Source organism: Kushneria marisflavi, from assembly GCF_002157205.1.
Taxonomy (GTDB): domain Bacteria; phylum Pseudomonadota; class Gammaproteobacteria; order Pseudomonadales; family Halomonadaceae; genus Kushneria; species Kushneria marisflavi.
In genome coordinates this window covers 451,122-469,285 of sequence record NZ_CP021358.1, presented here as the reverse complement: position 1 = coordinate 469,285, position 18,164 = coordinate 451,122, and the positions used below count along the sequence as shown (strand labels likewise).

18 protein-coding genes and 2 tRNA genes are annotated in these 18,164 nt (G+C 56.5%); 9 read left to right on the top strand and 11 right to left on the bottom strand.

Annotated elements, in window-relative coordinates; translation table 11 throughout:
• Nucleotides 1–92: 92 nt before the first annotated feature.
• Together B9H00_RS02225 and B9H00_RS02220 are read right to left on the bottom strand one after the other, a co-directional pair.
• The gene (locus B9H00_RS02225) at nt 93–659 is read right to left on the bottom strand and encodes a DUF1415 domain-containing protein (protein ID WP_086899287.1); all 567 of its coding nucleotides are present in this window, start codon (nt 657–659) and stop codon (nt 93–95) included.
• Nucleotides 660–799: 140 nt separating this feature from the next.
• On the bottom strand, nt 800–1,114 hold the full coding sequence (locus B9H00_RS02220; RefSeq protein WP_147376531.1) for a DUF6482 family protein: 315 nt from the start codon (nt 1,112–1,114) through the stop codon (nt 800–802).
• Nucleotides 1,115–1,287: 173 nt separating this feature from the next.
• Here B9H00_RS02220 and B9H00_RS02215 point away from each other — a divergent pair, with 173 nt between their 5' ends.
• The gene (locus B9H00_RS02215; RefSeq protein WP_086899285.1) at nt 1,288–1,482 is read left to right on the top strand and encodes a CsbD family protein; all 195 of its coding nucleotides are present in this window, start codon (nt 1,288–1,290) and stop codon (nt 1,480–1,482) included.
• A 24-nt stretch (nt 1,483–1,506) separates the two neighbouring features.
• Here B9H00_RS02215 and B9H00_RS02210 read toward each other — a convergent pair whose 3' ends face one another.
• Nucleotides 1,507–1,971: a copper resistance protein NlpE N-terminal domain-containing protein gene (locus B9H00_RS02210; protein WP_086899284.1), complete on the bottom strand. Its 465-nt coding sequence runs from the start codon at nt 1,969–1,971 to the stop codon at nt 1,507–1,509.
• Nucleotides 1,972–2,214: 243 nt separating this feature from the next.
• On the opposite strand from B9H00_RS02210, the gene B9H00_RS02205 reads away from it, so the two are divergent.
• Nucleotides 2,215–3,525 carry a carbohydrate porin gene (locus B9H00_RS02205; RefSeq protein WP_086899283.1) on the top strand — a complete coding sequence of 437 codons (1,311 nt, stop codon included), beginning with the start codon at nt 2,215–2,217 and terminating at the stop codon, nt 3,523–3,525.
• 17 nt (nt 3,526–3,542) lie between these two features.
• On the opposite strand, the gene B9H00_RS02200 is transcribed toward B9H00_RS02205, so the two are convergent.
• From B9H00_RS02200 to B9H00_RS02185, 4 genes are all read right to left on the bottom strand, one after another.
• Nucleotides 3,543–4,016 (bottom strand): very short patch repair endonuclease, encoded by a 474-nt coding sequence (locus tag B9H00_RS02200; RefSeq protein WP_086901651.1) that lies wholly within the window; start codon nt 4,014–4,016, stop codon nt 3,543–3,545.
• A 60-nt stretch (nt 4,017–4,076) separates the two neighbouring features.
• Nucleotides 4,077–4,706 carry a helix-turn-helix domain-containing protein gene (locus tag B9H00_RS02195; protein ID WP_086899282.1) on the bottom strand — a complete coding sequence of 210 codons (630 nt, stop codon included), beginning with the start codon at nt 4,704–4,706 and terminating at the stop codon, nt 4,077–4,079.
• Nucleotides 4,707–4,893: 187 nt separating this feature from the next.
• Nucleotides 4,894–5,610: an LrgB family protein gene (locus B9H00_RS02190; protein WP_086899281.1), complete on the bottom strand. Its 717-nt coding sequence runs from the start codon at nt 5,608–5,610 to the stop codon at nt 4,894–4,896.
• Nucleotides 5,607–5,960 carry a CidA/LrgA family protein gene (locus B9H00_RS02185; protein ID WP_169713411.1) on the bottom strand — a complete coding sequence of 118 codons (354 nt, stop codon included), beginning with the start codon at nt 5,958–5,960 and terminating at the stop codon, nt 5,607–5,609. Before B9H00_RS02185 ends, B9H00_RS02190 begins: the two co-directional genes overlap by 4 nt.
• Nucleotides 5,961–6,173: 213 nt before the next feature.
• Here B9H00_RS02185 and B9H00_RS02180 point away from each other — a divergent pair, with 213 nt between their 5' ends.
• The gene (locus B9H00_RS02180) at nt 6,174–7,151 is read left to right on the top strand and encodes an NADPH:quinone reductase (protein WP_086899279.1); all 978 of its coding nucleotides are present in this window, start codon (nt 6,174–6,176) and stop codon (nt 7,149–7,151) included.
• A gap of 67 nt (nt 7,152–7,218) precedes the next feature.
• Here B9H00_RS02180 and B9H00_RS02175 read toward each other — a convergent pair whose 3' ends face one another.
• The 3 genes from B9H00_RS02175 to cydD all read right to left on the bottom strand — a co-directional run bounded on the left by B9H00_RS02175 (nt 7,219) and on the right by cydD (nt 11,611).
• Entirely contained in the window at nt 7,219–7,983 is a 765-nt protein-coding gene (locus B9H00_RS02175) for an SDR family NAD(P)-dependent oxidoreductase (protein WP_086899278.1), read from the bottom strand.
• A gap of 75 nt (nt 7,984–8,058) precedes the next feature.
• Nucleotides 8,059–9,828, bottom strand: a complete 1,770-nt coding sequence (gene cydC / locus B9H00_RS02170; RefSeq protein ID WP_086899277.1) for a thiol reductant ABC exporter subunit CydC — start codon at nt 9,826–9,828, stop codon at nt 8,059–8,061.
• Nucleotides 9,821–11,611, bottom strand: a complete 1,791-nt coding sequence (gene cydD, locus B9H00_RS02165; RefSeq protein ID WP_157663163.1) for a thiol reductant ABC exporter subunit CydD — start codon at nt 11,609–11,611, stop codon at nt 9,821–9,823. Before cydD ends, cydC begins: the two co-directional genes overlap by 8 nt.
• Before the next feature lie 171 nt (nt 11,612–11,782).
• Between cydD and gltX the strand changes: the two genes are divergently transcribed.
• The 3 genes from gltX to B9H00_RS02150 all read left to right on the top strand — a co-directional run bounded on the left by gltX (nt 11,783) and on the right by B9H00_RS02150 (nt 13,514).
• The gene (gene gltX, locus B9H00_RS02160) at nt 11,783–13,276 is read left to right on the top strand and encodes a glutamate--tRNA ligase (RefSeq protein WP_086899275.1); all 1,494 of its coding nucleotides are present in this window, start codon (nt 11,783–11,785) and stop codon (nt 13,274–13,276) included.
• Between the two features lie 78 nt (nt 13,277–13,354).
• A tRNA-Ala gene (locus B9H00_RS02155) sits at nt 13,355–13,430 on the top strand.
• 8 nt (nt 13,431–13,438) lie between these two features.
• Nucleotides 13,439–13,514 (top strand) — tRNA-Glu (locus B9H00_RS02150).
• A gap of 457 nt (nt 13,515–13,971) precedes the next feature.
• On the opposite strand, the gene gltA is transcribed toward B9H00_RS02150, so the two are convergent.
• On the bottom strand, nt 13,972–15,264 hold the full coding sequence (gltA, locus tag B9H00_RS02145) for a citrate synthase (protein WP_086899274.1): 1,293 nt from the start codon (nt 15,262–15,264) through the stop codon (nt 13,972–13,974).
• Between the two features lie 386 nt (nt 15,265–15,650).
• On the opposite strand from gltA, the gene sdhC reads away from it, so the two are divergent.
• The 3 genes from sdhC to sdhA are packed head-to-tail and all read left to right on the top strand — an operon-like array spanning nt 15,651 to nt 18,164.
• Complete coding sequence (gene sdhC / locus B9H00_RS02140; RefSeq protein ID WP_322788268.1) at nt 15,651–16,049, top strand: succinate dehydrogenase, cytochrome b556 subunit; 399 nt, start codon at nt 15,651–15,653, stop codon at nt 16,047–16,049.
• On the top strand, nt 16,043–16,390 hold the full coding sequence (gene sdhD, locus B9H00_RS02135) for a succinate dehydrogenase, hydrophobic membrane anchor protein (protein WP_086899272.1): 348 nt from the start codon (nt 16,043–16,045) through the stop codon (nt 16,388–16,390). Before sdhC ends, sdhD begins: the two co-directional genes overlap by 7 nt.
• A gap of 1 nt (nt 16,391) precedes the next feature.
• Nucleotides 16,392–18,164, top strand: coding sequence for a succinate dehydrogenase flavoprotein subunit (gene sdhA, locus B9H00_RS02130; protein WP_086899271.1), 1,773 nt, complete (start codon nt 16,392–16,394; stop codon nt 18,162–18,164).

Genomic DNA, 18,164 nt, shown 5'->3' with positions numbered 1-18,164 from the left:
ATAAGGTAAGTGATATCCCCTCATTTCTTCCGTTATCCGCCGGTGCACCAACGTCTGAGTGCCATTTCTCCACGGCCTTGCCATGCGCGCGATCAGGACGAAGAGGATTCGTTGGCAATGGCGTCCTGCAATCGGCGACACCATTCCACGCCCTGCTGTCTGAGCAGTGCCTGATTGCGCTCGGGGATGCGTTCAGGGTGAGGGAAGCGTGCCAGTGCAGCTTCGAGACTGGTCTCGCGCAGCAGATGGAATAGCGGAAAGGGTGAGCGGTTGGTGTAGTCGGCCGCATCCTCTTGGCCGGGTGAGGCCTGGCTGTCGCCAAAAAGATAGTCAGGATGAAAGCTTGCCAGCTGATAGACGCCTTCATAGCCTTCACTGATCATGAGTCGCTCGGCCATATCGAGCTTGTCCAGGAAGGTGAAGAAATCTTCGGCACCGGGCGTCAACACCAGCAGAGTGGTTTCCGTCTCCTGATGCTCTTCAAGATATTCGCACTCTTCGATCACGGCCATGAGCAGGGCTGCATCGTCTGCGGCATCAAGCTGGCGATAGCGAATACGCTCCCGCTCGAATTCGGCTGCAGCAAACGGGCACAAATCATGTGCCATGACCCAGTCTTTCACCCAGCGTCGGGTGGCCTCCAATGGTTGTGTCGTCACGATAGGCTCTTGGCTGAAAGGAAAAAGGGCCGACGGTTGTCGGCCCTGAAACACTATATCAGTCTCGGCTGGTGTTGGCGCTGGTGGGCGCACCGTAAGCCGCCTGCGCACATGGCCGACATCGGTGGCCGGCCATTGGGTTAACGGGCCTGGCCTTCCAGTGTAATGGACATGCGATCATCGGCGGTTTCTGCTTCAGAGCCCATCATTTCGTCGTGTGCGACGCTATGTCTAAAATAGATCGGGACATTATCCATCCCGCCAATATCACGCAGCAGGGTCTTGGCCGCATTGAGAGACTGAGGTGTCAAGATGGTGCCGTCTTCGTTGAGCAGCGTATCGATCTCTCCCTGTGTGGTGATACGAAGAGTAAAGATATCGCCTTCCATCGACTCGATGACGATTTCATCAAGTTGGCCAGAATGTGCTCTTTCCGTTAATTCATTAAGTTTCATGTGCCTCTCCATGGCCTCGATCATCAGTAAGCCTCTTTACTGTAGTCTGTCTGTCCAAAAAGCCTTGTTGACGGCGGGTTAAAAATTGTCAGAGGGCGCTAAAGGGCGATACCGCCCGACAGGGTCTGGCGCTATGATCGATATAAATGCCTGCTGTTTCGGAGAGATATGATATGAGCGAAAAGAGTCCGCCTCTGGAAGACCTGAAGGGGAAGGTGAAAGAGGCATGGGGGGCGCTGAGCGATGACGAAGAACTCAGTGATGAGGGCGAGATCCAGCAGCTCGCCGCCAGACTTGAAAAGGGACAGGGACTTTCTGCAGAGCAAGCCCAGCGTCAGGCCGAAAAGACCTTTAACGACCGACGCTGAGGTAATGGTCATCCCATTAACATTCTAGAGCCTGTGAAGCTCGTCATTGTGTGACGTGTTCAGCGGTTTGAATTGCTCATCGACCAGTTGCAGGGTGGCGTTATTTTCCATTAGTAGATAGACAGGCTCATGTACCTCGTCGCCGCGAGCGGGATGAAGCACATAAACCGTGCCGCCGCCGGGCACGGCATTGCCACTGATGACTTTCCAATTGCCCTTGCGCTTTTGAGTCTGACCGTCATTGGGGCCACCGCGTGGCGTTTCTGTCAGGTTGTAGACGCCACCGGCACTGTCGGTGCTGAAATTCAGTGCCAGTTCGGTATCCACTCCGTCGCAGTTGTCACAGGGCAGCGACCCGCCATAAATCTGATTGGTGCCAGAACTTCGCTGAGAGGTGTCGGGCGTGTCGCGGCCCTGATCGCAACCGGTCATCGAAAGCCCCAGCAGAGCGCCTGTCAGTATCAGTGCGCTAAAACGTGTCAATGTCATGTTCCCTGATGTCCTGAAATCATCGCTTCCGGCAGGTGAATGGCGTGCCTTGCCGACCTGTTTGACGAGCCTAAACGATCCATTCTGCCATGTCTCTTGTGCCTGAACCGGCAGTGTCTTGAATCGATAAAATTGATGGCGCTACACGACTATGGTCCAGGAGCTATTGTTGTTCACGCCGTACGGGGCGAAAATCCCTTTGTTTTAACTTAATTCGAATATGACATTGTAAAGGGACGGGACATGAAGAAGGGACTGTGTTGCACGCTGGCGCTAATGGGTATGGGCCTGTCATCACAGGGTTGGGCCGCTGGTGCCTTCGATCCCGATGGCGATTTCATGTTTGGGGACTGGGGCGGCGCACGAACCAGGCTGGCCGATCAGGGCGTAAACTTCCGTTTTGAATACATCTCCGAGATGGCCTATTCCGTTGACGGAGGTTTTCGCGACAAGCATACCGGACGCTACGCTGATCAGTGGACCGCCGGTGCCAATTTCGACCTTGATAAGCTGTTTGGCGTGCCCAATGCGCAGTTTCAGTTCACGCTGACCGACCGTAACGGCGAAAGCCTGACCAACGACGTTATCAATAACCCCAACAGCGTCGGTGGCTCCTCCAGTCAGGAAGTCTATGGTCGCGGTAGTGTCACCCGTATTACACAGATGTGGTATGGCCAGACCTACATGGACGACACGTTTGAAATCAAGGCGGGTCGGGTGCCGGTAGGGGATGATTTTGCCGTCATCGACAGCAACTTCCAGAACCTTTATCTGGGTAGCGGTGAACCCGGCAACCAGAACGGCGGTATCTGGTATAACTGGCCGATATCTCAGTGGGCCCTGGTCGGCAAGTGGAACATCACCAATGAGCAGTACGCTCAGATCGGTTTTTTCAATCTCAATGAGTCCAATCTGGATCGTGATCACGGGCTGGATTTAAAGCACAGCGGCACCAGCGGCACGCTCATTCCGATTGAGTACGGCTTTGAGCCGGAGCATGGCATTAATGGTCTGCCGGGCCACTACAAACTGGGTTATTACTACAGTAGCGCCGATGCTGACGATTATTCATCACGTGATGATGCGTCGAATGCCCAGAAGAGCCATCGCTACGGGCTCTATTACGTTATCGATCAGCAGGTGACCAGCCACGACAATGATCGCGACCGCGGTCTTGGCGTATTCAGCATGGGCACATGGAACGATGGTGATACGGCAACCTTTGATCGCTACCTGTCAGCCGGCGTGACCTATACCGGGCCGTTCGATAGCCGCGCACAGGATGAAGTCGGTTTTGGTCTGGCCTATGCCCATGTCAATGACGACTACGATGCCTGGTCGCGCTCGGGTAACGCTGCGTTGATCGGTGGGTCTTCGGCGCCAGGCTATGTACCGCGCCAGGGAGAGGAATACAACGCTGAAGTTTATTACTCCCTGCAGGCCACACCATGGATGTCCTTCCGTCCCAACCTGCAGTATGTGCGTCATCCCGGCGCAGACAGCGACGTGGACAGTGCCTGGATAGCCGGTCTTTCCGTGCTGGCCACGTTCTAGACCCGCCAGGGGCGCTATTATTGTGGCGCCCTGCGGATTCGCGGCGGCTCGGGGGGCCATTCCTCGAGCCATGCGCCGTGCTCGATCAGTGGCAGGATCTCATGAAGCTGGTCGGGCATATGGCGCAGTCCACATTCCCATACGATGAGTACTCGCCAGCCCAGCGCATTCAACGCTTCCAGCTGTCGACGATCTCGCATGACATTGCCTGACAGCTTTTCCTGCCAGAAGGTTTTTCGTGTCGCAGGTGACGTGGCATAAAAGCAATGCTCGTGACGATGCCAGAAGCAGCCGTGCACAAACACCACGCACTGATGACGTGGCAGCGTCAGATCAGGGGTGCCTGGCAGGTCGCGCCGGTGCAGGCGGAATCTGTACCCACAGGCATGTAGAAAGCGCCTGACTGAAAGCTCGGGTTTTGTATTCTTGCCCTGTATGCCCGCCATCATGCGAGAGCGAGTTGCGGCATCGACCACATCGACCAAGGTCATGACCTCCCGATCCACGAGCATTAAAGCATTCAGTGTAGGAGATCATGCTTTGATGTGACGTTAGAAATTCATGACCTGCATTGGCCAGATGACAGGAATGGCGGCATGAAAAACAAGTTCATTGCCCTGTGCGTTTTCTTCAGGATCACGGCTTTCGGCGTCGCCAAAAATGTTCAAAACCATATCGAAATCCTGCTCGATTCTTTTGACCATCAGGCGAGCGTTTCTTTCGACAAGATAAAGACCATTACCATCAAAACGAGAGCATTTTCTTGCCAGCATCAGGGTGCCCTGTGGGCAGAAGTCGAAATGCTCAAGATGCTGGGGGGTCAATAAATAGTCATCCTTTCTGATCAGTTCATTATCAATAAACCCCATGGAAAGGTGCGAGATCGGCATGGCGCTGATGCCGATCGTTTCGGGAGATGACGTCAGTGGATAGAGGGGCAGTGACGGCACTATGGCGTGGCTGCCGCCAGAAGTCTCACGAGCATTGCCCAGTAGATGCGCGATACTACAGCGCAGCGCTCGTGCCAGCGGTTCCAGACGCGAATGCCCTACACGTTTGATGGTGCCATTTTCCCAGTAGGAAATGGTGACATCTGAAACGCCTACGCGACGGGCCAGCTCCGCCTTGCTCAATCCACACTGTTCCCGCAATTTGCGAATGCGCTCGCCCAACTCATTCATGCGTGGTCTCACATGTCTCATAAGCGAGCCAGCATAGCGAGCCAGGTGTTAAGTATGTTTAGTAGTTTGTCATTAATTGAACACAAAGCCCTTCTATGGATTTAATTTTTTTGTGTTGGTCGGTTTATTCGTAAAGGGTAAAAAGGAGGCCGACTTTCCCAAAAAAATGATTAGAATCCACTTATTTTCATGAGTTCAGCCAGCCGGCAACAAGTGGCAGCATGATGGCGCTGAGGGCGCCATTGAGAGCCATGGCGAGGCTGGCAAAGGCACCGGTTTGTGAATCAATACCAAACCCGCGTGCCGTGCCCAGACCGTGCCCGTTGAGTCCGAGTGCGAGGCCCACTACACGAGGGTCCTGACAGCGTAGTAGCGCCGCCAGTGGGGGAATGGTGGAAGCCGCAAGGATGCCGGTAACCGTCACAATGCCTGCCGTTAGACCGGGATAGCCGCCCAGCCCTTCCGAGACGCCGATCGCGATGGGCGTTGTAATGGATTTAGGGGCCAGAGAGGCGAGAATGGCGGGGGAAACGTCCAGCGCCCAGGCAATGGAAAGGGTCGCGGCGCAGGCCGTGATCGAGCCAACGACAAGGCTTACCGTGACAGGAATCAGCAAACGCTTGATGTGTTGAAACTGCTCATAAAGCGGGATGGCCAGACCGACCGTCGCCGGGCCAAGCAGCAATGTCAGCCAGTGGGCATCAAGATAATAGGTATTGTAATCGATCGGCAGTACCAGGATGAAAACCGCCAGCATCAGGCTGCCGGTCATCATTGGGGGCGCCCAGCTGGGGTAGCGCATCAGTCGATACAACGATAGTGACAGCATGTAGGCGGCCAGGGTGATCACAACGGCCAGTGCCGGTGTGGCCATCATCTCGTGCGCCAGGGTGTTCGTCGTCATGAGATGCCTGCTGTCTTGTCACGACGTTGCTGCCATCTCACCATGGCCTGCATGGTCAGAAGCGTCACCACACTGCTGATCAGGGTGCCCAGCACGATGGCAATCAAAAGCTTGAGCCAGTTATCGGTCAGCGTGCTGCCCAGAAAGAAAAGGCCGGCAGCGCTGGGCAGAATCAGAAGGGTGAAATAGTGAATCAGATGGCTGGCGGCGATGCCCATCGAGCGCGAAGAGCGCCGACGGGCGATTAACACCATGAAAAGTATCAGCATGCCCAGCACGCTACCCACTACGGGCAGCGAGAACATGGTCTGTAAAAGATTACCGATGACCAGAAAGATCATCAGCCACATGAACCCCTTTAACATCATGGCCTCTGCAATATGCGGATCAATACCTCGCCCGCTGGCAGGCAGTTTTGGTCTGGCGGGTTTGGGCTTGGGGTCATGATAAGCTAATGATATAAGTAAATGCAGTGAAAATCATGAGTGCTCTCTGGCATCAGCTTGCCTGGCATCTTCACACTGATCACGCTTTATACATATCTTCGATTGAGGCAATGGTTCATGGCAAAACGTATTGAATTTGCAGAAACCGGCGGGCCGGAAGTGCTCAAAATGCACGAATTCGAGCCGGAGGCGCCCGGGCCGCGAGAAGTGCGTGTTACCAACTGGGCCATTGGCCTCAACTTTATCGATATCTATGTCCGCACCGGCCTTTATCCGGTCAATGAGCTGCCTTCCGGTCTGGGGACGGAAGGGGCTGGTGTTATCGAGGCCGTGGGTGAGGAGGTCAAGGAGTTCAGGGAAGGCGATCGCGTTGCTTACGCTACCGGTCCGCTGGGCGCCTATGCCACTCATCACACCCTGCCTGCCGACAATGTGGTCATGCTGCCGGACAGCATTGGCTTCGACCAGGCTGCAGCAGCCATGCTGAAAGGGCTGACGGTGCAGTATCTGCTGCGTCAGGTGTATCAGGTCAAAAGTGGCGATACCTTTCTCTTCCACGCCGCTGCCGGTGGTGTAGGTCTGATTGCCTGTCAGTGGGCAAGAAGCCTGGGCGCGCGTCTGATCGGCACCGTGTCCACACCGGAAAAGGCGGAGCTTGCGCGTAAAAATGGCGCCTGGGCGACCATCAATTACAGCGAAGAGAACGTGGTGGAGCGCGTTAGGGAACTGACCGATGGCCAGATGTGTCCGGTGGTTTATGACTCGGTAGGTCGGGATACCTGGGAAAGATCGCTGGATTGCCTCGCACCGCGTGGGCTGATGGTGAGCTTTGGCAACGCCTCCGGTCCGGTAGAGGGCGTTAATCTGGCCACGCTGAACAAGAAAGGCTCTCTTTTTGTCACGCGCCCAAGTCTTGCCGGCTACGCCGACACGCGTGAGCGACTGGAAGCCATAAGCCAGGAGCTGTTCCAGGTGATCGCCAACGACAGCGTTCACGTTAACATCGGCTGTCGCTTCCGGCTCGACGAGGCCGGCGAGGCACAGGAGAATGTGGCCTCACGCCGTACGTCCGGTTCGACCATCCTGATTCCCTGAGCACGATCCACCGTGCTCGGCATCCGAGCTGGCAGCTCCGCCATGGGGGCTGCCAGCGCAGCTCTGGCTACCACTCGATGGGCCTGTCATTCCAGTCATAAAATGCACCGCTGTCTTCAACGGTGCGTCGGTCGATGACCTCGAGCAACCGCTCGGCCACAAAGTCCGGCGTAAACAGTTTCTCTTCCGGCACTCTGGCCTGAAAGGGGCGAGACAGCTCGGTATCCGTCGTCCCCGGGTGCAGACAAAGCAGGATAGCCTGCGGGTTGCGCCGTCTAAACTCGACGGATGCCGTTTTGATCAACATGTTAAGGGCCGCCTTGCTGGCGCGATAGGCGTACCAGCCCCCCAGCTCGTTATCCCCGATCGATCCCACGCGTGCCGAAAGCGTGGCAATAATGGCCGGATGGTGGGTCAGGCGGTCGGTCAGCGTGCTGATCAGCATGGCGGCCGTGGCGGCGTTGACGTGAAAGGCGTGGTTCAGCGCCTCAAAGGAGAGCCGCTCAAGCCGCTTTTCGGGGGTAATGGCTACCGACTGGTCACTCTGTCCGCTGTGCAAAACCCCGATCGTGTTAAACAGAAGATGGATCGGTGTCTGCGTCAGGTAATCGCTGAGCGTTTTCAAGCCCTGTTCGGTAGTGATATCGGCGTCAACAACCTCCAGTCGGTTGGTATCGAGCGGTGTTTCCTGCTTGAGGCGTTCGGGGTGGCGGGTTACGGCAATCAGCCGCCCGGCGCGCGGGTCCTGATGCAGTCTTTCCAGCAGAGCGCGGCCAATACCGCCACCCCCGGTGACGACAGCAGTGTATTGATTGGGGAGGTGTTCAAGCATGTCAAGGCTCGCCTGGTCGATGAGAAACGGTCGTAAATCACGACGGTGCCTTCAAGCGTAGCGGACCTGACGGCGTCAGGCCGGCCGCATGAGGCCGGCAAGTTCTGGATCGATGCGTCGACACAGTGTGGCCAGACGGCTATCGGCATCCCTCAGAAGACACTCGGGCGTGTCATGTTCGACCAATTGTCCTTCATCGAGCATGGCGATTCGATCAAACTGCTCAAGCTGTGTGAGCCGATGCGTAATCACGATCAGAGTGCGTCCCTGACAATGATGGCTTATGGCACGCCAGACCTGTTGCTCGGTGGCTTCATCCAATCCCTCGGTGGGTTCATCCAGCAAGACGATAGGTGCCTTGCGCAGCAGCGCACGGGCAAGGCCAAAGCGTCTGAGCTGTCCGCCGGACAGAGAGCTGCCGCGCTCGTCCGGGAAGCCTGATAAACCATCAGGTTGATGCGCCAGCCAATCGCTCAGTGCCAGCGCGTCAAGCACGGCCATGATGGCATCATCTTCGATAGGCTGGCCCATGGTCAGGTTGTCACGGTAGCTGGCTGTAAAGAGATGGGTGTCCTGCTGTGCCACAGCAAATTGAGCGCGCAGCGTCTCCTCGCTCAGCTGATTCAGGGGGGCGCCTCCCAGCGTCAAGATTCCTTCACTGGGGGGGACGAAGCGGATCAGGCTATTGAACAGAGTGGTCTTGCCGCTACCGGAGGGCCCAAGAACCAGCAGGTGCTCGCCTTCTTCGACATCAAGACTGACGGAGGAAAGGGCTGCGGTGCTTGCATCAAATCGTACGCTCAGGCGATCAATGGAGAGTCGAGTACCTGCTGGCAGCTGCTGTCGGCCTTCTTCAGGAAATCCGGTTTCCGGCACCCGCTGCTGGATGTCATCAAGGCGCGCAGCGGCGCGTTGAATACGACCCAGATTCTGCCAGGCCTGGGGAAGCAGGGCGATTGCCTCGAAGGCGCCCATGACCGACAGTCCCATCAGTGCCACCAGTGTGGCATTCATGCCGTGTTGAGTGACTGCCCAGCCGGCCATGCCCAGCACGCCAGTCAGCGTCAGCCCCAGTAGTGTCTGCGAGAGCAGCTGTGAGCTGCCCCATTGGCGGGCAAGCTGATATTCGTGGGCATCCCGCGTGTGCTGCCCCTTGATGAGGTGGTCTACTTCGCCGTGCCAGCGATTGTAGATCATCAGCTCTGAAAGACCGTTCAGACGCTCCAGCAGCCGTGCCCTTAACCGGGTATTGTCCTGCTGCCAGGCATCGGAATGAGATCGCCCGGCACGCCATGCAAGCCACGGCCCCAGCAGTCCCGACAGCAACAGCGCCAGGGCAGCAAAGGCACCAATGGCGGGAGCAAATACACCGATGACCACACCACAGACCACGATGCCCAGCAGAGCCACGAGGGAAGGGGCCAGTACACGCAGATAGAGACTGTCGAGGGCATCCACATCCGCCGTCAGTCGTGTCATGAGCTCGCTTTCGCCATGACGCTGCAGTTGTGCCGGTGAGAGGGGCTCAAGTCTTTCATAGACATGCCGCCGCAGCTGCGAGAGCAGACGGAAGGTGGCGTCATGAGTGACCAGTCGCTCGCCGTAGCGAGTGCCGGTGCGTGCGAGCGCAAAAAAGCGCACGCCGGCCGAGGGCAGCAGATAGTTAAAGGTATGTGCTGTAGCAACGCTCAGTCCTGCCAGCGCCGAGGCAGACAGAAACCAGCCTGATAGTGCCATCAGCCCGATACTTGAGGCCAGTGCCATGAGCTGCAGGACAATCCCGATGGCCAGCAGCCACATCCAGGGCTTCATGAGGCGCAGATAGGGCAGCAACTGTTTAAACATGGCGCATCTCCGATGGCTCGATCGTCGCCGAGCGCGCCAGCGGCCCGCCTGGTGCGCGCAGCGCCTCCAGTGTATCCAGTGCCTGAACCTTTCCCTGACTGAGCATCAGGACCCGGTCGGCCAGGGTCAGAAGCTCCATCCGGTGAGTCAAAAGCACCACCGTGCGACCCTTGCATAGCCTCGAGAGGGCGTCCATCACTAGCCGCTCGCTGGCCTGATCAAGGCTGGCCGTTGGCTCGTCAAGCAATACCAGACGCGCATCGCGCAAAAAGGCACGCGCCAGCGCGATGCGTCGCGCCTGACCCCCTGAAACCGCTCGGCCACCTTCCCCCAATCGTGTATCAAGCCCGTCGGGCAGTTCGTCAAGCCAGTGATGGAGCGCGGCCTGCTCCAGGGCTTCCCTCAGGTTCTGGTCGCTGGCGTTTGCGTTGGCCAGTCGCAGATTGTCGGCCAGTGTCCCGGATACGATCACGGCGGACTGACCGACCCAGGCGATCTGATGCTGCCAGTCATCGGGACGGATATCCGTCAGGGCGCGTGACGGCTGATCGCCGTCTGACACACTCAATATGCCGGCCTCCGCATGCATGAAGCCCATCAAGACATTGAGCAGGGTTGATTTGCCTGCGCCGCTGGGCCCGATAACCGCCAGCGTCTCATGGGCGTGGATATTGAAGGAAACTTCCGCCAGAGCCGGGGTTTCGCGCCCGGCATAGCGTGCTGTCAGGCCTTCAAGCGTGAGCGTGAGCCCTGCCTGTGGCTGCCATGATGGTTGATCGGTATCTCGTTCAAAAACGCGCCGGTTGAGGATGGGCATGAGGTCTTCGGCGGCGGCTTCGGCTTCTGCCCTGGCATGGTAGTGAACGCCGAGATCGCGCAGGGGCTGATAGAACTCGGGCGCCAGAATCAGGATGAACAGACCGATAAAGAGATTGATGCCATGGTCATACATGCCGAAATGGAACTGACCCAGATAGACAAAGCCCAGATAGAGCGCCAGCAGGGCAATCGAGACAGAGGCAAAAAACTCCAGAACGGTCGAGGAGAGAAAGGCCAGGCGCAGAACGCGCATGGTGCGACGACGAAAGCTTTCGGAAGCCGTATGGACTTCACCAGCCTGGCGCTTGCTGACATCAAAAAGCTTGAGCGTTGAAAGTCCCTGCAGCGTATCCAGAAAGTGCCGGCTCATGCGGCCCATTTCCAGAAACTGATCTTCCTGACGCTTTTTGGCACCGATACCTACCATGGCCATGTTCATCGGAATCAGCGGGCCGGTGACAAGCAAAATGAGTGCCGCCGCCCAGCTCAAGGGGGCAACGGCGACCAGAATGATGATCGGGATAATGCCGCACAGCAGCATCTGTGGACGATAGTCGGCATAAAAGCCCTGCAGGGCATCGACCTGATCCCAGATTCGGTTGCTCAGCGTGGCGCTGTGCTGACGTCGTGCCCATAGCGGACCGAGAACGGCAATACGCTCCAGCAGCTCCTGTCGTACGGACTGGCGAATTTCGATACCGCCTCGAGCACCGCAAATGGTGCGGGCTCGAACCAGCAGTCCTCGTGCAATAAAGGCCGGCGGAAGCAACAGCAGTGGTGTGACAAGAGAGGAAAAGTCGGCACCATCAATCACCATGCGCTGAGCAATGGTCGCAATGCACCAGGCCTGTACCAGCAGGACAAGCGTTGAAAGGGTACCTGCAATGACTGAAAGTCGGCTCCAGCGAGCGCCTCGACTGGCAGTGCGCTGCAGCCACTGGCGCGGTGTTTCATTCGAGGCCATGACGGCTCCATTGAGAGCGGGCATATAATATCAACAAAAAAGCGGGCGAACGCACAGCGGTACTTCGTCGCAGTCGTGAAGGATGTGTCGGTACGACGTCGAACGCCACCTTAAGTGCGCGCGCTGGTTGGCGTATAATAGTGGCACGTTTTCAAGCCAATGGCCGTTTTCATGACTGTACGCACGCGTATTGCCCCTTCTCCGACCGGCGATCCCCATGTCGGTACTGCCTATGTGGCGCTTTTTAATCTTTGCTTTGCGAAACAGCACGGTGGTGAATTCATTCTGCGCATTGAAGACACCGACCGGGTGCGCTCCACCACCGAATCCGAGCAGATGATTCTGGATTCACTGCGCTGGCTGGGCATCGAGTGGTCCGAAGGGCCCGATGTGGGCGGGCCGCATGGCCCTTATCGCCAGAGTGAGCGCGGCGATATTTATGCCACGCATGTTCAAAAGCTTCTGGATAGCGGCCATGCCTTCAAATGCTACCGCACCAGTGAAGAGCTGGACGACATGCGCGAGGCGCGCAAGGCACAGGGACTCTACGCAGCACTCAAACCGGAAGATCTTTACCTGGACGCAGACGAGCATGCTCGTCGCGAACAGGAGAACTGGCCCCATGTCGTGCGCATGAAGATTCCCGGGGAGGGGAGTTGCCGCTTCAATGACATGCTGCGTGGCGAGATCGAGGTGGACTGGGCTCAGGTGGACGCCCAGATCCTGATGAAGTCGGATGGCATGCCGACCTATCACCTGGCCAACGTGGTCGATGATCACCTCATGGGCATCACGCATGTCCTGCGCGGCGAGGAATGGATCAACTCAGCGCCCAAGCACATCCTGCTTTACGAGTATTTTGGTTGGGAAATGCCGGCGCTGTGTCACCTGCCGCTACTGCGTAATCCGGACAAATCGAAGCTGTCCAAGCGCAAGAATCCGACCTCGATCAACTACTACAAGCGCATGGGATATCTGCCTCAGGCGGTGACCAATTATCTGGGCCGCATGGGTTGGTCGATGCCGGACGAGCGCGAGAAATTCACGCTCGATGAGATGATGGCGAATTTCGATATTCATCGTATCTCGCTGGGTGGCCCGGTCTTCGATCTCGAGAAGCTGACCTGGCTTAATGGCGTCTACATCCGTGAGGATCTCGACGACGAAGCCCTCATGCGTAAACTGATGCAGTGGGCGTTCAACGAGGAATATGTATCCCGGATTCTGCCGCAGGTCAGACCCCGCGTTCAGACGCTTGCCGAAGTCATGCCGCTGGCCGGTCATTTCTTTGCCGGCCTGCCGAATCTGCGCGCCGAGCAGTTCGATGAGACCGGTATGACACGTGAGCAGACGGTTCGGCTGTTGCAGTTTCTGGTCTGGCGCCTGGAAAACCTGCGATGCTGGGACAAGGAGGCTCTGCTTTCCGAGGTCAAGCTGTTGTCGGGTTATCTTGAAATCAAGATGAAGTCATTCCTCGCGCCGGTATTCATCGCCGTTACCGGTAGCCAGACCTCGACATCGGTCATGGACGCGATGGTGATTCTGGGATCGGACATGACTCGAGCTCGACTGCGACATGCCATTGCAGAGCTTGGTGGCGTTTCCAAGAAGCAGACCAAAACGCTGGATAAGGAATACCGCGATCTGCCCGCGAGTGATGCATAAGGGGCTTGACGCTTCCCAGTACAATCAGTAAGATGCGCCCCGTTCCTGACCGCAGTTGTTGGCACAGGTCGGGGCAGTGGGGCCTTAGCTCAGCTGGGAGAGCGCGACACTGGCAGTGTCGAGGTCAGCGGTTCGATCCCGCTAGGCTCCACCACCTTTTGCGTCCCATTCGTCTAGTGGTCCAGGACACCGCCCTTTCACGGCGGTAACAGGGGTTCGAACCCCCTATGGGACGCCACTTCCTGCCTTATCCATTCAAGCCACTATATCGCGCAGGCATTGCGCTTATCATTTCCCGATGCGACCAAATTTTTATGCATCAGGGACTTGACACCTTTCCTAATTGTCCACCGGTTCCGGCTTTCGTTGGTCTGCTGTCAAGGCAGGGCCAAAAACGATGGCTATCTCATTGTTTTTATAAAAAACTCTTTATATTCAGTTACTTGCAGCTGGTTAAAAAATGCCCAATCTGTCTGAAGTGCCCAGAATATGGCGATTTTGAGACCTTCTTCATACGTTATGAACAGGCTTATCCACAGATTGTGTGGACAATAAAAAGTTCGATGCGAGCAGATGAAATCAAGGGTGTTGTCAAGCAATAAAAAGCATAACAAGGTGGCTGGTAGCAGCCTCAACAGCGCTTGCGACAAACATGAAAAAGGCCGCTATCAGCGGCCTTTTCAGTGCAGGGGCGATCAGTCCTGACTGCCAGGATAATCTCTCTGCGTGTATCCCTTGTAGAGTTGTCTTGGGCGGCCGATGCGGCTGCCATTGGTAATCATCTCGTTCCAGTGGGAAATCCAGCCTGTGGTACGTGCCACCGCAAATATCACGGTAAACATGTTTTTCGGGATGCCCAGTGCACGCAGGATGATGCCGGAGTAGAAGTCGACATTGGGGTAGAGCTTGCGTTCGATGAAATATTCATCTTCCAGTGCAATCTGTTCCAGACGCTTGGCGATCTTGAGCTGCGGGTCGTCGCCCATGCCCAGCTCTTCCAGCACTTCGTCACAGGTTTCCTTCATGACCTTGGCGCGCGGATCGAAGTTTCGATATACCCGGTGGCCAAAGCCCATGAGACGGAAGGCGTCCTGCTTGTCTTTGGCGCGATCAACAAAGCGCTGAATATTCTCTTCGGATTCGTCACCAATTTCGGCAAGCATGTTGAGAACGGCTTCGTTGGCACCGCCGTGGGCCGGGCCCCACAATGCCGCAATCCCGGCGCTGATACAGGCAAACGGATTGGCGCCGGTCGAACCTGCCAGTCGAACCGTGGAAGTCGAGGCATTCTGCTCATGGTCGGCATGCAGCATGAAGATGCGGTCCATGGCCTTGGCGGCAACCGGGTTGATTTCATACGGCTCGCAGGGATTGCTGAACATCATGTAGAGGAAGTTTTCAGCGTAATTCAAATCATTGCGAGGATAGACGAAGGGTTGACCGATGTTGTACTTGTAGCACATGGCGGCAAGCGTCGGCATCTTGGCGATCAGGCGAACGGCAGAAACCTGTCGGTCATGTTCCTGGGTGATGTCCAGGTTATCGTGGTAAAAGGCTGAAAGGGCACCTGCAACGCCACATAGCACGGCCATTGGATGCGCGTCGCGGCGAAAGCCCTTGAAGAAATTGACTATCTGTTCGTGCACCATGGTGTGGCGCGATACGCTGTCACGAAATGCCTCATAGGCAGCCTGATCGGGGATTTCCCCGTTAAGCAGCAGATAGCTCAACTCTGTGTGGTTGGAATGTGTAGCGAGCTGTTCGATGGGGTAGCCACGGTGCAGCAAAACGCTGTTGGCGCCATCGATGTAGGTAATTTCCGACTCACACGATGCGGTGGACACGAACCCCGGATCATAGGTGAAATAACCATGATCTATCAGGCCGCGAACATCGATTACATCAGGGCCTGTGGTGCCCGAATAGATAGGCAGCTCGACGGGAGCGTCCAGACCGTCGATGGTCAGTTGTGCCTTTCTGTCAGCCATGAGGCCTCCTCGAATTATATAAAATACTGTTTTATCTGATATGTCCGCCAAATCGTTGGGGCCCACTATTGAGCGGGTGCGACAGTTTGTCAATTCCACGCATGCCCGGGCCCGGGCATGGTGTCTTCATTTCGTGAGCGCGTAACAGAAAGCTTTTTTTTAATGTCTGCAGGACATGACTGTAGCCTGTTTTGCCTTGGTTTTTGAGCTTTCCATACGTTTACAGAAATGTGCGTCAATTTGTCATCCGAACGTCGGGGACATATAATTAATGGCCGCGCGACGGGCGATTCATCGCCTGTCCAGGCGACCTGACCTGATGATGATTGAATCCTACCAAAAACTGCCCGTGGTCTATTTCATGCGGGCCGGGAGAGAAAAGCGCCGTGAAGAGTCAACGACCCTTGTCGACTGCCAAGCGTCCGGTGAATCTGGACCTTTCAAGTATCCAGTTTCCCTTGCCTGCCCTTGTATCCATTTCGCATAGAGTGTCAGGCATCATGTTGTTTATCGGCCTGATCTTTCTGATGTGGGCCTTTCAGGTCTCCCTGTCTTCGCCCGCCGGGTTCGATACCGTCCGCGAAGCGATGGCTCACGGCTTTTTCGCCAGGCTGGTGCTGTGGGGGCTTTTGTCTGCCCTCGGTTTTCATCTTGTCGCAGGGGTGCGCCATCTCGTGATGGACATGGGACATGGCGAAACACTGGAAGGCGGTCAGCGCGGCTCTCAGCTGACCATCATTATCAGTGCATTACTCGTTATTATGGCAGGAGTCTGGGTATGGTAATCAACATTTTAAATCCGGGACGCAATGGGGTAGCCGACTGGATGATCCAGCGCGCATCTGCCGTGATTCTGGGACTTTATACCATCTTTATGGTGGCATACCTGCTGTTCACTCCTGATCTGGACTATGTCGCCTGGTCAGGGCTTTTCAGCCACCTCTGGATGAAAGTGTTCACGCTGCTGGCACTTCTTTCCGTTGCTGCGCATGCCTGGGTAGGCCTGTGGATCGTGGCAACCGACTACATCAAGCCCGCCGCCATCCGGTTCGGCGCGCTGCTATTCGTCATCCTGGCCCTGTTTGTGTTCGTGGTCTGGGGTGTGCAGGTTCTCTGGGGAGTTTGACATGACACAGTTACGTACCCTGACCTTTGATGCCATCATTATTGGTGGCGGTGGTTCCGGTCTGCGCGCGGCGCTTCAGCTGGCGCAGTCCGGCAAGCAGACGGCAGTACTGTCAAAGGTCTTTCCCACGCGCTCCCACACTGTTTCCGCTCAGGGCGGTATCACCTGTGCCATCGGTAGTGCCGATCCGAATGACGACTGGCGCTGGCACATGTACGACACCGTCAAGGGTTCCGATTATATCGGAGATCAGGACGCCATTGAGTACATGTGTAATGAAGGCCCCAAGGCGGTTTTCGAACTCGAACACATGGGACTGCCTTTTTCCCGTTTTGACAATGGCCGCATCTATCAGCGCCCGTTCGGCGGTCAGTCCAAGGACTATGGCAAGGGTGGTCAGGCAGCAAGGACCTGTGCGGCGGCAGACCGTACCGGTCATGCGCTGCTCCACACCCTTTACCAGAATAACCTTAAGAACAATACGGTCTTTCTTAACGAATGGTACGCCGTTGATCTGGTGCGCAACGCCAATAACGATGTGGTGGGCGTCATTGCCATCTGCATGGAAACCGGCGAAACCGTCATGATCAAGGCCAAGGCCACCGTTCTCGCGACGGGCGGTGCGGGTCGTATCTATGCTTCTACCACCAATGCTCTGATCAATACCGGTGATGGTATCGGCATGGCCCTGCGAGCCGGCTTCCCGGTGCAGGACATCGAGATGTGGCAATTCCATCCCACCGGCATCTATGGTGCCGGAACACTGGTCACGGAAGGTTGTCGTGGTGAGGGCGGCTATCTGATCAACAAGGATGGCGAACGCTTCATGGAGCGCTATGCGCCCAACGCCAAGGATCTGGCCGGTCGTGACGTTGTTGCCCGCTCAATGGTGCTTGAAGTGCTGGAAGGTCGTGGCTGCGGTGAGAACGGCGACCACGTCATGCTCAAGCTTGATCACCTGGGCGAAGATGTGCTGATGAAGCGCCTGCCCGGCATCGTGGAGCTTTCCCGTACTTTCGCACACGTGGATCCGGTCAAGGAGCCGATCCCGGTGGTGCCGACCTGTCACTACATGATGGGCGGTATTCCGACCAACGTGAACGGTCAGGCGTTGACTGTCGACGCCGATGGCAACGACAAGGTCATCAACGGTCTGTTTGCCTGCGGTGAAGTGGCCTGTGTCTCTGTCCACGGCAGTAACCGTCTGGGCGGCAACTCGCTGCTGGATCTGGTGGTCTTTGGTCGCGCGGCCGGCATGCATATCGAAGAGACCCTTAACCAGGGTATCGAATACATGGAAGCCTCGCAGTCCGATATCGATGGCGCCATGGCACGTCTGAATCGCTGGAACGAGTCGGGCAGTGGCGAAACTGTTCCCGAACTCAAGCGTGACCTGCAGACCATCATGCAGAACAACTTTGGTGTTTTCCGCAAGGAAGACAATATGCAGGAAGGCGTGAAAAAGCTCGAAGAGCTGCGCGAGCGTATTGCCAATGCCTGGCTGCCTGACAAGTCAGACATGTTTAATACCGCGCGTATTGAAGCCCTGGAGCTGGACAACCTGATGGAAGTTGCCGAGGCGACCGCCATTGCGGCCCTTGAGCGACGCGAAAGTCGTGGTGCTCATTCGCGTGAGGACTACCCCGATCGTGACGATGAAAACTGGCTGAAGCACTCGATCTATCATCCGGCGGAAAAGACGCTGACCAAGCGTGATGTCAACTTCTCTCCGAAGACCGTCGATACGTTCCAGCCCAAAATTCGTACTTATTGA

What these genes read in the sequence shown, in the direction of transcription:
- B9H00_RS02190 (WP_086899281.1), bottom strand. Translation starts at nt 5,610, where the DNA reads ATGACGACGAACACCCTGGCGCACGAGATGATGGCCACACCGGCACTG.
- cydC (WP_086899277.1), bottom strand. Translation starts at nt 9,828, where the DNA reads ATGTTTAAACAGTTGCTGCCCTATCTGCGCCTCATGAAGCCCTGGATG.
- cydD (WP_157663163.1), bottom strand. Translation starts at nt 11,611, where the DNA reads ATGGCCTCGAATGAAACACCGCGCCAGTGGCTGCAGCGCACTGCCAGT.
- B9H00_RS02205 (WP_086899283.1), top strand. Translation starts at nt 2,215, where the DNA reads ATGAAGAAGGGACTGTGTTGCACGCTGGCGCTAATGGGTATGGGCCTG.
- B9H00_RS02195 (WP_086899282.1), bottom strand. Translation starts at nt 4,706, where the DNA reads ATGAATGAGTTGGGCGAGCGCATTCGCAAATTGCGGGAACAGTGTGGA.
- B9H00_RS02220 (WP_147376531.1), bottom strand. Translation starts at nt 1,114, where the DNA reads ATGAAACTTAATGAATTAACGGAAAGAGCACATTCTGGCCAACTTGAT.
- B9H00_RS02175 (WP_086899278.1), bottom strand. Translation starts at nt 7,983, where the DNA reads ATGCTTGAACACCTCCCCAATCAATACACTGCTGTCGTCACCGGGGGT.
- gltA (WP_086899274.1), bottom strand. Translation starts at nt 15,264, where the DNA reads ATGGCTGACAGAAAGGCACAACTGACCATCGACGGTCTGGACGCTCCC.
- B9H00_RS02210 (WP_086899284.1), bottom strand. Translation starts at nt 1,971, where the DNA reads ATGACATTGACACGTTTTAGCGCACTGATACTGACAGGCGCTCTGCTG.
- B9H00_RS02200 (WP_086901651.1), bottom strand. Translation starts at nt 4,016, where the DNA reads ATGACCTTGGTCGATGTGGTCGATGCCGCAACTCGCTCTCGCATGATG.
- sdhD (WP_086899272.1), top strand. Translation starts at nt 16,043, where the DNA reads ATGGTAATCAACATTTTAAATCCGGGACGCAATGGGGTAGCCGACTGG.
- gltX (WP_086899275.1), top strand. Translation starts at nt 11,783, where the DNA reads ATGACTGTACGCACGCGTATTGCCCCTTCTCCGACCGGCGATCCCCAT.
- B9H00_RS02185 (WP_169713411.1), bottom strand. Translation starts at nt 5,960, where the DNA reads ATGTGGCTGATGATCTTTCTGGTCATCGGTAATCTTTTACAGACCATG.
- B9H00_RS02180 (WP_086899279.1), top strand. Translation starts at nt 6,174, where the DNA reads ATGGCAAAACGTATTGAATTTGCAGAAACCGGCGGGCCGGAAGTGCTC.
- B9H00_RS02215 (WP_086899285.1), top strand. Translation starts at nt 1,288, where the DNA reads ATGAGCGAAAAGAGTCCGCCTCTGGAAGACCTGAAGGGGAAGGTGAAA.
- sdhA (WP_086899271.1), top strand. Translation starts at nt 16,392, where the DNA reads ATGACACAGTTACGTACCCTGACCTTTGATGCCATCATTATTGGTGGC.